Raw genomic sequence first — 14,459 nt, 5'->3', positions numbered from 1 at the left:
CGAATGCGATGGCTCTACCGCGCCGCCGCCTGCTCTGCTTGAAGCCAACTGGGAGATTTTTGGGAGATCATTGGAAATCTGTATTTGAGACTTCACTTGGGATAAAATGGCAAGACCGAGGGAGCAGTACGAGAATGCGATACGAGTTTGATGCCTTTACGTTAGACACTGACACCCGCGAGCTTCGCCATGGTGCGACCGCTGTCGCGCTTGAGCCGCAAGTCTTTGATCTGTTAGTTCTTTTGCTTGAAAATCGCCATCGGGTGGTTTCCAAGGATGAGATTGTCCAACGCGTATGGTTTGGACGCGTGGTTTCGGACTGGACCATCCTCGGCCGCGTAAAATCGCTACGTCAGGCATTGGGCGATGATGGGAGCGCTCAGAAATACGTTCGTACGTTGCGCGGGCAAGGGTTTCGCTTTGTGGCACCCGCCAAATTGGTATCGGTAGAAAGTGCCACGGCACTGGAAGCGTCTGAAACAGCCGAGCAGAAAACAGTCGGGGCGCCACCATGTATCGCGGTATTGCCGTTTTCGGCGATCGGCGACCTGGAGATCGGAAGATCACTGGCGGATGCAGTCCCGCGCGAATTGATCAGATCGCTTTCCAGTGTGCGTTGGTTGCGTGTCATTGCACACGGATCGTCATTCAGGTTCCGAGGACAGACGATTGAGTTTGAAGACGTAAAGTCCCTACTGGGTGCACAGTACTGCATCTCGGGAATGGTGGAGGCGTTGGCTGGCCGTCTCTATGTGGAAGTAGAAATGGCCGATACCCGTACCAGTGAGGTCGTCTGGGCAATTCGAAAAGAAGCCCCGATTGACGAGGTGCAACGATTGCGAACCGAAATAGCCGGGGCCGTGCTCAATATCTCTGAATTTGAGCTTCCCGAACACGAGGCGCGACTTCTGGAAGTGGATGATGCGGAAAACCTGGATGCATGGTCATCTTTGCATCTGGGAATTCGTCATATGTATCGGTTCAACAAGTCAGATACAGAAATAGCCCGAAAGATGTTCGAACGTGCTGTAACACTGGAACCAACATTGGCACGCGCGCATGCTGGAATTTCGTTCACCACTTTTCAACGCGTGTTTCTGGGGTATTCGTCCGACCTCGCCGCGGACCGACTGGCTGCCAGGCGCAGCGCCGAGGAAAGTGTTCTACTTCAACCGCGTGACCCGTTTTCGAATGTTGTGATGGGCAGAAGCCTATGGCTGACAGGAGATACAGAAGCGAGTAAACCTTGGTTTGATCGGGCAGTCCTTGAAAGTCCGAATTACGCATTTGGCCGTTACGCTTCCAGTTGGGCAAAGGTCTTCACATCGGACTACGAAGGTGGAAACGAAATGACTGACCTCGCAATTGCTCTTAGCCCGCTTGACCCGCTTCGAGGCGGCATGCTCTGCAACAAGATGTGGATCGCGCTTGCCGCGAAGGACTATGATGCTGCCGTTCAGTGGGCACAGCAAACCGCGCTGACGCCTGGTGCGCATGCGGGCCACGCGATGTTTGCGGCGATGACAAACCGATTGATTGGCAATGATGACGGTGTGTCGCGGTGGTTAAAAGAAACGAAACGCCGTAACCCGGGGTTCAGCAAAGCAAAAGCAAAGGCTCTGGTTCCGAATAGTCACACCGAATTTCGCGCCTTAACTGAAGAGGCTGCGATCGCGCTTGGTCTTCCCGACTAGTGGTCGCGACGCAAAATTGGAATTGGCGCGAGCTGCAAAGTGCATCTTCGGCATTTGTTGCATGAGCAGACGTCGGTCTGGTCTTATGATCGAGATTCGTAGAACCTAGTTGCGAAAGTCTGGATTGGGGTGCCCTCCGACGCTCAAACAAAACAATGGCCCAAATCTGATGGGGCGCTCTAGAGGTCCGCTTTAGGGAAGCTGCAACGCAGCAATGCTGAGCGGGATGGATGTCGCCTTTGGGCCGTCTCCTAACAAGTTGTGGAAAAAATCACGGTATCACCTTATATATCAGTGCTATCGCTCAGATTGTACCAAGTTGGCTACGCCAATTCGCTGACAATCGACTTCAGATGGCGCATGTCGGTACCGCAGCATCCTCCAAATACTTGGATCGACGGATTCTGCCTCGCAATCGCGGCAATCTGCTTACCAAGTTCAATTGGATCGCCTTCGTCCAGCTCATCTGCTTCGTCAAGTTCCGCATGCGAGCAACTCGAAGCGTTCGCCACCATGCCTCTCAGCCGGGGGTGGTTGCCAAGCGCTCCGGCGAAATGGGTCGGATGAGCGCAGTTGACCATAAAAAACAGCGCCGCCGAGTCGGTTGCCTCGTCGATCTGATCAATTCCGTCCACAAGTTTGGTCCCGTCCGCCAGACACCCGTCCGTTTCGACAACCAGAGACATGATGATCGGCAGATCTGCGTCTCCGGCGGCGAGGATGCATCCCGCAGCCTCACTTGAACGGTTGAACGTATAAGCGGTGACCAGGTCGACGCTTGTGTCTTTCAGGCTGTGCATTTGTGCGGCGTGGTATTGGCGTGCATCTTCGACCGTCACCGGAGGGATGTCGGCGTAAGGATCATAGCGCGGGCCGATACAGGCCGACACCAGTATATCATTGCGAGCGGAAGCTTGGCGCACGTCTTCCATTAGACTGACCGCGTCTTTGTTCACCTCAACGAGCCGTTCTGCATCGTACCCCAAAGGCGCTGCCCGGTCGGCGTTCGCCATCCATGTGGGCGCATCAAGGATGCATCCGACACTCATTTCACCGGCGAGATCGACAAGTGCCTGCATTTGACCAGCCAGTATTGCCCTGGTGTCAGGTTCTTCCAGCAATGGAAACGACGCGAAACCGGGTAGCTCGACTCCATGATTGAATATCAGGTCTGTGCCAGTGCCGGCATAAACCAGAAAGGTCTTGTCACCTTCGAGTGGGAACTGTCGCGCCATTCTGATCCACGCCTATTGCTGTCAAATCTTCATAGAAATCTACATTGTCTCGGATCTCCTGTGAACCTTAGGGCGGCGACAGAGTGTCTTCCGCGAGCATGACCTCATCTTCCCGGGCAACTCGCTACTGCAGCGAGTGTCCCCTTCGGCGGACTGCACCGCAGCGTCATCAAGCCCTTGCCGATGCCCGATCTGGGCCGCCATCAATTGGCTGGAACCGCGTAACCCCGTACACCATTAGTGGTGGGTCCGCAGAGTTATTGCTGATTGTAAATGCTTTGAAGGCCCTTAAGATGAGTGGCAATCTTTGGAGGACCAGATGAGAGTCCTACGGATTAGCCTGCTTTTGGCGACACTCGGTGTTCCCGCCAGTGCTGACGAGCAACGCATCGAAATCAACAATGTCTACCCTCTAAATCAAGAGAACTTTGACCTTGGGGATCACATTTTTCACCTAACAGACAATCGGGGTGGTTTCGAAGTAATTGAGGGTCCAATGGATGATGGGCCTGCCAGATGTTTGGGTTCTGGATTTGGATTTGAAGACGGCACCAACTCAATCAATGGAATATGCGTTTTCGGTGAAGGTGATGACACTTTTATCATGCGATGGAAGGCCGGGGAAAAAGGCGAGGCAAACACTTGGGAAATCGTCACCGGGACGGGGCGCTACGAAGGAATGACTGGCAGCGGCATAGCGACAACAGATATCGCCTCAGCATACCAAGCGCTGCCCCTGAGGCGAACTCATATTGTCGGAACCGTGGAAATCCCGGACTAGGACGGCAGCGGATCTAGTATCTGTCCAGTTTCGATTGGTCTCGAACTAATTCGGTCTTAAGTGGCTTTTGCGGCTTGGCCTCAATCCTTCCGGGATAACTTGCATTAGTGCGGCGTACGTCCGCTTAGTCCCACGAAATGTGAGTTCGTGTATCGTCCGCCAGCACCTCAAACCATCATACCCATGGAGCAAAAGCCGCTGATGCACTAACGATCATTTTGGATCAGTCAGGTGAGGCTGCTCAGCAAAGTGGAATTCTGCACCACCGCCGTCTCAAAAAAGCCCTTTCCGTAATATGGTACGGTCAGACATCGGGAGGGATCCAGATATGCTCGAAAAGGTAACAATCGCATTGTCCATGTTTCTGATTTCGGGGCAGGCCTTTGCGCTTGATTGTGGAGATGTATCCAATCCCTGCAAAATAGACACCGGTGAATACCACATCGCCCTGCCAGATGAATGGCGGGGCGGGCCGGTCGTGATGCACTTGCATGGTTATGGCGGGTCCGGAGCAAAGGTACTTAAAAACAAGCAGTTCGTCGAAACATTCACTGCGCGGGGTTATGCGTTTGTGGCACCGACCGCATTGCCATGGCTGGAAGGAAAACCTGCTGACTGGTCGGTTAGGGATGGGTGGATTACCTATCCCCGCTCTGATGTCAGGTTTCTCCGTGACGTGCTGGCGGATCTCGTGATCCGTGCAGACGTAAACCCGGACCAGGTGCTGCTGACAGGGTTCTCACGAGGTGGTTCCATGGTGTGGGAAGTTGCGTGCCTCGCGCCTGACCTGGCGCGTGGCTATGCCCCTGCGTCCGGTGGCTTCTGGCTTCCCATGACTGAGGAGTGTTTTGGCCCGGTACATATGCTTCATACGCACGGTTTCACTGACAAGGTTGTGCCGCTTGAGGGCAGATCAATACACAATGAAGAGTTCGATATCAACATTACCCAGGCCGATGTCTGGGAGGGTCTTGCGTTATGGCGGCGAAGAAACGAATGCCAACACAACGCGACAGAAAACGAAGTAACGGCCAATCTTTGGCGCAAACGGTGGGAATGCGAACACGGTAGTCTTGAACTCTTTTTGCACGACGGTGGGCACGGCTATCCAAAAGAATGGGGAACGATGGCGCTCGACTGGTTCGAAAGCCTGGAAAACTGACGAACCACGAAATCACAGCGGTCGGGTGATCGCTCAGCCAAAACTAGCCCATTTGCTCCGAGGCACACCGTGTCGGGTGAACTTCACTTACCCTTAAAGGAAATTGCCCAGATAGCAGCAATGATGACACCGGCGCAGGCGGCGGACACCAATGCGATAGCGCTGAAGAACAAACGCGGCTGGCTGGAGCGGCGGATAATCGAAAAATGAATTCTTATCTGGCCTCTGAGTAAACCACCCGCTGCCATGGATATTGCAAAAAGGCCAAGTGACAGCGCACTGGAACCGCCCCATAGCCGTTGCCATTGCTCATTCTCAGTCACTGACAGCAGTAAACCGGTTAGGACAAAAAAGCGCTGCGAAGAGCCACATCAGATAGGTAGAAATAATCAACCCGGTGACCGCACGCCTTGGTCAATCCAGTAGTTGACCAATGCAGTTTCCGCTAACTCACCGAGATCAGGATGGTCGCTAAAATAGTACAGAAACCTCAACACGGCCTCGTTCTGTGCAGGCGTCAATTGGTTGAACTTGGACTTCCTGAACTCATGCAGCAGTTCTTTCGATGTGCCGGGGTCGAGTGCAAGTAGGATGCTTTCACTGGCATATTCCGGACTGTCTGAATTTCGCAGAGTCCAAAGCAGATACGCGGGCAAATAATACTGAAAGGCCTTGGCGCTGAAGGCAGTGGGGGCTGCGTACCCGTATACGATCATTTGATCGGTCATCTCATGCCATTTGACCCCTCCATAGAATTCAAGAATATCCACGTCATCCATACTTTCGGGGTGAAGAAGTTCATCATCAGCAGGTGGATCAAGGCCGTCAAATGCAGCAGTGATCCGGGTTGCAAGAGCTTCCGTTGTTGTCGTTACCTTTGGCATGGTGACATATTAAACTGGCTGAAACCCCGAAATCGAGTGATTGCCATGGACACCGGACAAAGGCTTTTTCAGGATATCGTTCGAAGTTCAGCAGCGGAGATGAAGAAGCTACTTTGGGGCAGCAAAATTGGGTTGTATGTTTAGAAATGTATTGCGGAAGCCGGGTGTCCTTAGTGTGTTACAAAGAGCGCCCTTGATCGATTTGGGAAAAGATGATGAGCGGCGATTCTGAAACCTACCAAGGAATCTGCTACTGCGGCGCATGTAGAGTTTCTACTGTCGGTGAGCCGATGGTTATGGCTTATTGTCATTGCCACTCTTGTAGAAAATGGCATTCGGCGCCGGTCAATGCCTGGTGCCTCTGGTCGGCAGACAATGTCTCGTTGTCAGGACCGACGGTTCACTCGGACAAGAATGATGAAAGCCATCGTGTTTCCTGTGGTAAATGTGGGGGTGCATTGGTGAATATCAAACCCGGAAAGGACATCGTCGCGGTCTACGCAATGTCGCTGGCTGAATCTGGTTTGAGCTTCGAGCCGGCCTTTCACATCTTCTACGGCGAGCGTGTTTTCGACATGGCCGATGGCCTGCCGAAATGGCAGACGGTCCCAATATCGTTCGGTGGGGATGGGGTTGCTGTGGCTGAACCGGATAAAACCGGTTGGATTTCCTTGAACACACGAGCCGAAGGGTGAAACGCAAACTCACCTCGATCTTGGCTGCCGACATTGTCGGCTTCTCGCGGCTTGTGGAAGCCGCCGAGGAAGCCACGCTGGCGCGTCAGAAAGAACTGCGCGTGTCCGTGTTTGATCCCGGCATCAAGCAGGCAGGTGGTAAGATTATCAAGTCAACGGGCGACGGATTTCTGGCCGAGTTTTCAAGCGTAGTGGAAGCGGTACGGTTTGCGATAGCGGCGCAAGAAGCAGTTCGCTCAGAGGAAGAATCCGCTCCTCAAAATCGGCAGATCAGTTACCGCATGGGACTTCACATAGGCGATGTGGTTGTTGATGACGGCGATATCTATGGTGACGGTGTGAATCTCGCAGTTCGCTTAGAGGGCGCAGCCCCGACGGGCGGGATTTGCATCTCCGCTGCCGTTCGTGACCAGATCGTTGGCGTAATGGACGAGCTATTTGCGGATGTCGGTGAATTGACATTAAAAAACATCTCGCGCCCGATCCGCGCCTTTGTTTGGCCCCCGGACCAAGATGGTGCGCAGGACAGTGTCAGCACACCACCCATCGGTGGTACATCCAGGAAACCGACCATAGCCCTCGCGGCATTCGAAGCCCTTGGCAGCAATGATGATGCCAAGATGCTGGCAGAAGCCTGCAATCACACCGTGGAGGCGGCGCTGGCCAATCTGACGGGTTTGGATCTGATCGCCCCCGACGCGGACCCGGATCATATCGCCACGGCGGTGTTTCAGGCGTCCGGCAACCAGGTCCGTACCACCCTAAAGCTACGCGAGACGAGCACGTCAGCAACCTATCTGACCCAGCGGATGAACGGTGATCTTTCCGACCCTTTCGTGGCAGAAGATCTGTTGTCAGGGGAAATCGCGACAACGATCCGATACGGAATTCTGCAACGAATTGCTGAGCACGCGGCCGAGACTGAGACAAGCGACCCCGAGGTAATGCTGAATCTTGCGGGGCATTACATGATGGGATCGCAGCCCGAAGAATGGGAGGCGGCGGGTCGTCTGTTGGACAGGATCCTGACGGTCCAGCCACGCAATTTCATGGCCGTTGGGATGAAGGCGAACACGTTGATCGGCGAATTGGTATGGGGTTACCGTCCGATAAGCCCGGAGGATATTGAAGCCGCCGACGCCGGGCTGAGCAAGGCGGTGTCGTTGAATGATCAAAGCGACTACGTGCACCTGATCCGGGGGATTTTTCACTACGGCATTACCGGCGATTTGGATGCGGCGGTGCGGTGTGTTGAACGTGGGTTCGAAATCAGTCCGCAGTTTGCCCAGGGACATATGGTACTGGGCTGGATTCAGAACCTGATGGGCCAACCAGAGTTAGCGCTGAACTCCATCAAAAAGGGCTCATTTTCTCTGGCCAAGAACCGGATATATCACCGTGTCCCACAAGCGTTGGCCCAGACATATCTGGTTATGGGCGACTTCGAGAATGCCATCGCCAATGCCAACCGGGCTCTACAAAACTCGCCGGGGCTGCCGGTCGCGCAATTGTATCTTGCCAGCGCAGCGGGTCAGGCCGGTCTAAATGCTCAGGGAGAAAGGGCGCGGGAGGCCCTTTTGGCATCAGATCCGGACTTCCGGATTAGCGGCGTGCGCAGTTTCCATTTTCAGGATCCCACACGGTGGGACGCAATCCTAGATGGGCTTCGCGCGGTGGGGCTGCCTGAATAGAAGTTCGCCCGAGACAGTGTCGTGTGCAATTTGAGTTGGATGCGATGATCGGTTTCCAACTCCACGAGACGTGCTCACAATCCTAAACCTAAATTTGGATTTGCAAGCAGTGAAAGCGCTCAATTCGCAATGCGGACGTCGATGACGATTTGTTCAGCGAAAATTTCTTAACCCTGGAAAGTGGCAATTTTTACTGATGCTAACTTTCGCAGTCACAGCGAATGCCGCGAGCGTGGGCTGCAATAGCAGCATTCGGAGGCGATGTTCAATGTCCAGTTCGGGCTGTCCTCGACAGAGCGAGACAGTGCCAGGTTTAAGATACTGCCATTACACTGATGGCAGCAATTATCCCGGTGCGGGCCTTTAGCATGTCAGGCCAAATAAGATTCAAACGCACGGCGTTACTCCAGGAATTGCACCTCGAGTTTTCCGGACAATTGAACGCTAATTATTTCGGTCGGACCTGACCCCGCCGTCAGGACTTTGTGTGCGGTGCCGGCCGGGATTATCAGAATATCACCAACGGTCACTTCCGTTGTGTCGTCTCCAACAATTACATGTGCCTGGCCTTGCCTGACGATATAGACTTCATCGTATGGATGCTTGTGAAGTGGGGGACCTTTGCCCGCATCGCTGACTTCATTGAAAAGAAATGACACGCCCACGCCGGCATCCGCCCCTTCGAACTTTCCGTTCCAACCGTCGCTAGAAGCCCAGTCAGCTTTTCGGAGAAGTCGCCAAGACATGGAAAGTCCCTCTCTTTGAGACGGGCAGTATAACAACGGCGCAACCATATGCCAGCTTCGTCCCAAATTCAGACATTGAGACCGTTGGCTCGGCCAAAATCGGTGTAGAAGGAATCGCTGGTTAGTTTTGTGCGCGTTTGCTCATCGAGTGCTCCGGAGTCGTGCACAATTTTGCTGATACCAGAGCCTTCAATGATACGGTTCACCAAATTGAACACGCCGCAAACCTGAATAGCATCGAACAATGCTTCTTCTGACCATCCAGCATCGTAGACCGCCTGTGAGTCCTCTTCTGTCATACGGGCAGGTGAGAGTGTGAGTTTTGCGACGTAGGCGAGAATGGGCCGGATCCGAGTATCCACCGAGGCAGAGTTTGGATCCTCCATCAGTGCCTCAATCACCTTTGGATCAATGCCATAAGCACGGGCAAAGACTGTATGGGCGTCGTAGCAATATGAGCATGCATTCAAACCAGAAACATAGGCGGCAATAAGCTCCCGCTCAGAAGCAGAAAGTTCGCTCTCTCCCCGCATTACTAGGCTTTCATACTCACACCATGGAGCCAACTTTTTTGGAAACATCTGAAATACGTCGCCGAGCGTAGCGCCGTCGGAAAGTGACGGGAAAAGCCTTTTCATTTGGTGTCCTCCACGACAAGAAATCTTGACAGAAATATGTGCTGCCCAAAACGCCTCATTGGCATCAGACTAACATCTCGCTCGGTCTTCACAAATGTCAGCTTGGTCCGCTAGGCCGTGAGTTCGACTACCGACGGACATCGCTCCCGAAGCGAAAGTCCGGTTCGGTGAAGCTGCATTGCAGCGTGAGCTTACACGATGAATGGCTGGAATGGGCCGTTCTACGCGATCAACTGACTGCGGGGCAGGGGACTTGCTGCACCTGCTTCGAGGTCCGGAATGAGCCCATACCTACCAAATGCTGCGCATAGCGCGAGTGACTGCTTTGGACTTCCTACGCTCGAATCTCTTCACGCATAAACTCGACAAAGGACTTAACACGCGGCTTTCGAAAGGCCGAAGGCAACTGCACGCTTTGGATCGGCAAAGTGCGGGAATGGAACTCCGGAAAGAGTTGCACAAGACGTCCGGTTTCAAGGTCGTCCCCCAAAAACACATCTGGGCATATGAAGATGCCGCTCCCTGCGCGCGTCGGAACGAGGCAGGCGGGAGGACTGTTTGCGAGAAATGGGCCAGAGACAGGCACCTGCACGGTTTGCCCTTCGATCTGGAAGGGCCAGCGGTTTGGATCCGGGTTGTTCGCATCTCGAATGCAAATGTGGTCCGAGAGTTCCGCAGGATGTGAAGGTGCGCCATGTTCTTCAAGGTAGGAAGGGGTCGCGACGACTTTCATATGCGTTTCACCAAGCTTGCGAACGACCAAACTGGAGTCACTGAGCGCGCCGATCCGTATTGCGATATCGAAACCGCCCTTGGCCAGATCGGCATAATGATCCGACAAGTCCAATTCGACCGTGACGTTCGGGTGTTGCTCTACGAAGCGGCTTGCTGCTTTAGCCACCGCCGTGTCGCCATAGGTAAGGGGCGCGGCCACACGAACGATGCCCTTCAAGCCCTCTGAAGCGTCAAACTCAGTCTCCAACTGCTCCATCTCAGCCAGCACTCGTCGCGCTCCTTCCAGATATCGCTCCCCCTCGTGGGTCAGCGACATAGACCTGGTGGTGCGATGGAGAAGATTCAGCCCAACCATGTTTTCGAGCTGTGCGACACGCTTGCTGACCAGCTTGTTTGAAATGCCAAGCCGTTGTCCGGCGGCGGCAAAAGAACCGGATTCCACAACAGCCACGAAGCTCTGCATCCCGTCGATCCGGTCCATAGAATTGTCTCCATTTGCGCGATACACACTCGCTCTTATCGCCATTTTATGGAGAAAAGACCATCGCTAAGTTCCTCTCAAGCTTAATCGCAGGAGAAAAGAACATGGCAGCGTCAGACGCCCCCATCTCAATAGGTCAGGTCGCCCTGACGGTGCGCGATCTGGATAAGACCGCCACCTTCTATGAAGACGTGATTGGCCTCGGCCTGATCGAACGCGACGGTGAAAGCGCCTACCTCGGCACCGAGGCTGGAACGCTGATCGAGCTGCGCCAGGACCGAAACGCCAAACCCTTTCCTAAAGAGGCGGGGCTGTTTCACACGGCATTTCTGTTGCCTTCCAAACAAGACCTCGGCGCATGGCTGATCTACGCGGATGAGCGCGGTGTTCGCCTGGACGGGGCATCCCACCACGGTGTCAGCGAGGCGCTTTATCTGAACGATCCCGAAGGAAACGGCATCGAAATCTATCGTGACCTGCCTCGCAAAATGTGGAAACGCGAGGGCGACACCGTCCACATGACAACGCACCCGCTCGATCTGAAATCACTCACAGAAGATGCCACACAGTGGCAAGGCGCACCACAAGGCACAGTCATCGGACACGTTCATTTACGTGTCGGTGATGTCAGCAAAGCAGCGAAATTCGTTACTGACGAACTGAGTATGGTTCAGACCTTTGAGCTGCCCTCAGCCCGCTGGTTCGGGTCCGGTGGCTACCATCACCACCTAGCTACAAACGCTTGGCAATCCAAGGGAGCAGGCTCGCGCTCTGCTGGGGCCGCTGGTCTCACAAGTGTTGAGCTGTTGGCAGACCCCAAAACTCTCACGCCCGGCCGCAAGGTCGACCCGTGGGGCACTGAATTCACGATCAACTCGGCGCAAGCCTGCGCCGCGTGAATATCGTCAAATCAAACCAAGAGAGGACAACAACAATGACACCTAAAGAGCTCGTATTGGAGGCTGTAGCCGCCATTTTCGTCAACTTCGACGCAACCGCAGCCGAACAACTGCTGGCAAATGACTACATTCAGCACAACCCTGCTGTACCCACAGGTGCCGCTCCAATCCTGGGGTTTATCCCCGGTCTTAAGGAAAGCGGGATCGAGGTGGACATCCACCGGGTCATCACGGAGGGCGATATCGTCGTCCTGCATACCACCTACAACAACGCCCAGGCGTTTGGTGCAGACACCTTGGTTGGCTTTGATGTCTTCCGCGTCGAGGACGGAAAGGTTGCAGAACACTGGGACAACCTGACACCAATCACACCGCCGAACCCGTCGGGTCATACTCAGACCGATGGTCCAACTGAGATAACCGATCTGGATAAGACCGCTGAGAACAAGGCGCTGGTCACAGACTTTGTGCACACCATCCTGAAGGATGGCGACGTTGACCGGATAACCGAATTTCTGTCGACGGAGACCTACATACAGCACAACAGCAACATTGCCGACGGTCTGGACGGTTTGGGTGCGGCTCTTGCAGGCATGGCCGAGCAAGGCATCCAGATGATCTACACGGACGTCCACATTGTTGTGGCCGAGGGCAACTTTGTCTTCACCGCCTCCGAGGGCACGTTTGCCGACAAGCCGACTGCCTTCTATGACCTGTTCCGCGTCGAAGACGGCAAGATCGTTGAGCATTGGGACGTAATCGCGGACATCCCGTCCGAGATGGCCCACGACAATGGAAAGTTTTGATCGGGTGCCATCATGAAAGCGTTCTTGATCACCCTGATAATGCTCGTAGGAGGTAACGCAATGGCACAAGACGTCGGCGTCATTGAAATTGTGACGATGGACCTTGCTGAAGGCGTTACACCGCAAGAGTTCGAACCTGTTGATAAAGTCATCGAAGATGAGCATGTCAGCAAACAACCAGGCTTTGTCTCGCGCCAAGCTGCATTCACAGATGGCAAATGGGCAGTGGTAGTTAACTGGGAAAGTGCCGAAGACGCCCAAGCGTCCATGGATAGCTTTGCATCAGCACCCGCTGCTGAACGATTCATGAGCATGATCGATGCAACCACAATGTCGATGACACGCTACAATTTAGCGCGATAGCAGACAAACAGAAGGGCGGCACTACGAGGTAGTTGCCGCCCTCCCCTGGTTGTTGTCGCGTTGTTCGGGATGCGCACTCACATGGCACGACATCTCGTTCTCGATAGCGAACTGTTAGGGCGCTAAATTGACAGTCTATCACTCCATAAGTTCGATCTCGCCCGGGCGCCACGATCCGTCGAACCAAGGCTCGAGAGGGCCATACAATCGCAGTACGGTCGACCAAGATTTGCCCGGCATCGTCTGTATCCAGTTGCCCTCTTTGCCTTCAGGCGCTTCAGGCGCGAACCAGACAGTGTAACTTCCGTCTTCATTCGCTTCCAATGTAGCTTGGTTGCTGTCGACCCCTGCGAGTTTCTGATCAGTTTCGAGCAGTGAACGGGTTTGGGTGTCGTAAACGACGAAAGACCAGTAATCCTGCGCGGGCGGATTTGGCGGGATGGTGACGGAATAGGTGTTGCTCCCATCGAAGTAGTTCCCGTCACTGTCCCGGTTTGCCAGCGCATATTGCGACCCGACACCAACCTTTTGTGCAACCATGGCAGGCGTAATGCCAGTCGCGTAGTAGTGGAACAGGGTCCGCGCATCGAGGATTTTCACGTCCCCCGCCTGGAACTCATGATTGCCACCGACGAACGCCGTCTTCCAATACCCTTCGTCATAGTAGAATGGCGCACGCGAGCGAGGAGCAAAATTCAACGACTTAGCCGCCGCCGTGCCCAATGCGACTGCCTCTGTGAGCAGCAGCCTCAGTTCGTCATCGGGTTCAAATGGTTCACCTTTTCGGATACCCAGCGAGAACATTGCTCCCATCAATTCATCGGGAAGTGCTCCTTCCGCTTCGTTGTCTACAACGGCCTTCATCTCTTCAAAGAAGGAAAAGTCATTGGCGTGTATCGTGTTGAACTGAAGATCAGTCAGGTTCACAAATTCCTGATCGGGCGGCGCGTCGCGGTCTTCCCACCGGTAAACACGAAGAGTTTCCTTCACACGATCCACTGCGGCTCCAACGCCGTCTTCCCCATAAAACGCACGCAACAGAAACCAGTTCCGATAGCTTGGCGGCTTCACAATATAGTAACCGTCGTCCGGCAACTCACCTTCATAGTCGGGCGGAACGATCAAGAACTTCCCACCCTCGCCAGCGTCAGGCCCAGCGTTCCCGATGTCAGTGACATAACGCATATAGGCATCGTTCACGAACCCCAGCATGCCCGGCGGCACGTCGTAAACCACTGGCCCTTCGGACAGGTCCGTACAGTTAAGAATGTAGATTGTCGTGGTGTTCGGCGTGAGAAGAAGCGAACGGGCGTTATACAGGTCTTCAAAGATCCCGATCTTCATCGGATCAACGCCAGCGCCCTCTTCGAGCCCGTGACACATTGCATATGTTGAGGCTGCAGGCATTCCATCCATGAATACCTGCATGCCACGCATGAAATTTAATGCGTTATACGACAGCTTAGCTGTATCCGGCGTCGGCAAGCCGTCAAAATATTCCAACGTTCCAAATCGTGTCTCCACCTGATCCGGTACGATTATGCTATCCGGAACTTCAGCCTTGTACTCTTGGGCTGGAGATTGCGATGCGAGTACCAGGGCGGTCAGCACGGCTAACGACTTTGTTTTCATTGTTCACTCCATTGGGA

Annotated in this window: 15 protein-coding genes; 9 read left to right on the top strand and 6 right to left on the bottom strand. The window is 54.1% G+C overall.

What is annotated here, in order from left to right; translation table 11 throughout:
* The first annotated feature begins 134 nt into the window (after window positions 1-134).
* Window positions 135-1,694, top strand: coding sequence for a winged helix-turn-helix domain-containing protein (locus ACR0JG_RS14250; protein WP_170403795.1), 1,560 nt, complete (start codon window positions 135-137; stop codon window positions 1,692-1,694).
* A gap of 323 nt (window positions 1,695-2,017) precedes the next feature.
* On the opposite strand, the gene ACR0JG_RS14245 is transcribed toward ACR0JG_RS14250, so the two are convergent.
* A complete protein-coding gene (locus ACR0JG_RS14245) occupies window positions 2,018-2,929 on the bottom strand; it encodes a homocysteine S-methyltransferase family protein (protein ID WP_480561245.1) in 912 nt (303 codons plus the stop codon).
* 346 nt (window positions 2,930-3,275) lie between these two features.
* Here ACR0JG_RS14245 and ACR0JG_RS14240 point away from each other — a divergent pair, with 346 nt between their 5' ends.
* The 3 genes from ACR0JG_RS14240 to ACR0JG_RS14230 all read left to right on the top strand — a co-directional run bounded on the left by ACR0JG_RS14240 (window position 3,276) and on the right by ACR0JG_RS14230 (window position 5,082).
* Window positions 3,276-3,710, top strand: a complete 435-nt coding sequence (locus ACR0JG_RS14240) for a hypothetical protein (protein WP_282154233.1) — start codon at window positions 3,276-3,278, stop codon at window positions 3,708-3,710.
* A 328-nt stretch (window positions 3,711-4,038) separates the two neighbouring features.
* The gene (locus ACR0JG_RS14235) at window positions 4,039-4,872 is read left to right on the top strand and encodes an alpha/beta hydrolase family protein (RefSeq protein ID WP_170403787.1); all 834 of its coding nucleotides are present in this window, start codon (window positions 4,039-4,041) and stop codon (window positions 4,870-4,872) included.
* 69 nt (window positions 4,873-4,941) lie between these two features.
* The gene (locus tag ACR0JG_RS14230) at window positions 4,942-5,082 is read left to right on the top strand and encodes a hypothetical protein (protein ID WP_170403785.1); all 141 of its coding nucleotides are present in this window, start codon (window positions 4,942-4,944) and stop codon (window positions 5,080-5,082) included.
* A gap of 179 nt (window positions 5,083-5,261) precedes the next feature.
* Here the strand turns inward: ACR0JG_RS14230 and ACR0JG_RS14225 are convergent, their stop codons facing one another.
* Complete coding sequence (locus ACR0JG_RS14225; protein WP_170517372.1) at window positions 5,262-5,756, bottom strand: DUF6714 family protein; 495 nt, start codon at window positions 5,754-5,756, stop codon at window positions 5,262-5,264.
* A gap of 212 nt (window positions 5,757-5,968) precedes the next feature.
* On the opposite strand from ACR0JG_RS14225, the gene ACR0JG_RS14220 reads away from it, so the two are divergent.
* Together ACR0JG_RS14220 and ACR0JG_RS14215 are read left to right on the top strand one after the other, a co-directional pair.
* Entirely contained in the window at window positions 5,969-6,451 is a 483-nt protein-coding gene (locus tag ACR0JG_RS14220; protein ID WP_170800053.1) for a GFA family protein, read from the top strand.
* Window positions 6,448-8,142: an adenylate/guanylate cyclase domain-containing protein gene (locus ACR0JG_RS14215; protein ID WP_480570608.1), complete on the top strand. Its 1,695-nt coding sequence runs from the start codon at window positions 6,448-6,450 to the stop codon at window positions 8,140-8,142. The genes ACR0JG_RS14220 and ACR0JG_RS14215 overlap by 4 nt, the downstream gene beginning before the upstream one ends.
* 401 nt (window positions 8,143-8,543) lie before the next feature.
* Here ACR0JG_RS14215 and ACR0JG_RS14210 read toward each other — a convergent pair whose 3' ends face one another.
* The 3 genes from ACR0JG_RS14210 to ACR0JG_RS14200 form a co-directional block, all read right to left on the bottom strand.
* Window positions 8,544-8,888 (bottom strand): cupin domain-containing protein, encoded by a 345-nt coding sequence (locus ACR0JG_RS14210; RefSeq protein WP_170403774.1) that lies wholly within the window; start codon window positions 8,886-8,888, stop codon window positions 8,544-8,546.
* A 68-nt stretch (window positions 8,889-8,956) separates the two neighbouring features.
* Window positions 8,957-9,526, bottom strand: coding sequence for a peroxidase-related enzyme (locus ACR0JG_RS14205; RefSeq protein WP_170403770.1), 570 nt, complete (start codon window positions 9,524-9,526; stop codon window positions 8,957-8,959).
* Between the two features lie 334 nt (window positions 9,527-9,860).
* A complete protein-coding gene (locus tag ACR0JG_RS14200; protein WP_170379999.1) occupies window positions 9,861-10,742 on the bottom strand; it encodes a LysR family transcriptional regulator in 882 nt (293 codons plus the stop codon).
* A 104-nt stretch (window positions 10,743-10,846) separates the two neighbouring features.
* Here ACR0JG_RS14200 and ACR0JG_RS14195 point away from each other — a divergent pair, with 104 nt between their 5' ends.
* From ACR0JG_RS14195 to ACR0JG_RS14185, 3 genes are read left to right on the top strand one after another with little or no spacing between them, the layout of a single operon-like run.
* Window positions 10,847-11,641 (top strand): VOC family protein, encoded by a 795-nt coding sequence (locus ACR0JG_RS14195; RefSeq protein WP_480570605.1) that lies wholly within the window; start codon window positions 10,847-10,849, stop codon window positions 11,639-11,641.
* Window positions 11,642-11,676: 35 nt separating this feature from the next.
* Complete coding sequence (locus ACR0JG_RS14190; protein ID WP_170380001.1) at window positions 11,677-12,447, top strand: nuclear transport factor 2 family protein; 771 nt, start codon at window positions 11,677-11,679, stop codon at window positions 12,445-12,447.
* 60 nt (window positions 12,448-12,507) lie between these two features.
* Window positions 12,508-12,810: a hypothetical protein gene (locus ACR0JG_RS14185; protein ID WP_214648679.1), complete on the top strand. Its 303-nt coding sequence runs from the start codon at window positions 12,508-12,510 to the stop codon at window positions 12,808-12,810.
* A gap of 138 nt (window positions 12,811-12,948) precedes the next feature.
* Here the strand turns inward: ACR0JG_RS14185 and ACR0JG_RS14180 are convergent, their stop codons facing one another.
* Window positions 12,949-14,442, bottom strand: a complete 1,494-nt coding sequence (locus tag ACR0JG_RS14180; RefSeq protein ID WP_170380003.1) for a DUF1254 domain-containing protein — start codon at window positions 14,440-14,442, stop codon at window positions 12,949-12,951.
* Window positions 14,443-14,459 lie beyond the last annotated feature (17 nt).

It is taken from the genome of Ruegeria sp. AD5 (assembly GCF_056542345.1).
Note: the sequence above shows the minus strand (reverse complement) of the source record. Positions and strands in the feature narration are given on the sequence as shown.

What these genes read in the sequence shown, in the direction of transcription:
- ACR0JG_RS14235 (WP_170403787.1), top strand. Translation starts at nt 4,039, where the DNA reads ATGCTCGAAAAGGTAACAATCGCATTGTCCATGTTTCTGATTTCGGGG.
- ACR0JG_RS14225 (WP_170517372.1), bottom strand. Translation starts at nt 5,756, where the DNA reads ATGCCAAAGGTAACGACAACAACGGAAGCTCTTGCAACCCGGATCACT.
- ACR0JG_RS14190 (WP_170380001.1), top strand. Translation starts at nt 11,677, where the DNA reads ATGACACCTAAAGAGCTCGTATTGGAGGCTGTAGCCGCCATTTTCGTC.
- ACR0JG_RS14220 (WP_170800053.1), top strand. Translation starts at nt 5,969, where the DNA reads ATGATGAGCGGCGATTCTGAAACCTACCAAGGAATCTGCTACTGCGGC.
- ACR0JG_RS14250 (WP_170403795.1), top strand. Translation starts at nt 135, where the DNA reads ATGCGATACGAGTTTGATGCCTTTACGTTAGACACTGACACCCGCGAG.
- ACR0JG_RS14210 (WP_170403774.1), bottom strand. Translation starts at nt 8,888, where the DNA reads ATGTCTTGGCGACTTCTCCGAAAAGCTGACTGGGCTTCTAGCGACGGT.
- ACR0JG_RS14195 (WP_480570605.1), top strand. Translation starts at nt 10,847, where the DNA reads ATGGCAGCGTCAGACGCCCCCATCTCAATAGGTCAGGTCGCCCTGACG.
- ACR0JG_RS14200 (WP_170379999.1), bottom strand. Translation starts at nt 10,742, where the DNA reads ATGGACCGGATCGACGGGATGCAGAGCTTCGTGGCTGTTGTGGAATCC.
- ACR0JG_RS14180 (WP_170380003.1), bottom strand. Translation starts at nt 14,442, where the DNA reads ATGAAAACAAAGTCGTTAGCCGTGCTGACCGCCCTGGTACTCGCATCG.
- ACR0JG_RS14205 (WP_170403770.1), bottom strand. Translation starts at nt 9,526, where the DNA reads ATGAAAAGGCTTTTCCCGTCACTTTCCGACGGCGCTACGCTCGGCGAC.
- ACR0JG_RS14245 (WP_480561245.1), bottom strand. Translation starts at nt 2,929, where the DNA reads ATGGCGCGACAGTTCCCACTCGAAGGTGACAAGACCTTTCTGGTTTAT.
- ACR0JG_RS14185 (WP_214648679.1), top strand. Translation starts at nt 12,508, where the DNA reads ATGGCACAAGACGTCGGCGTCATTGAAATTGTGACGATGGACCTTGCT.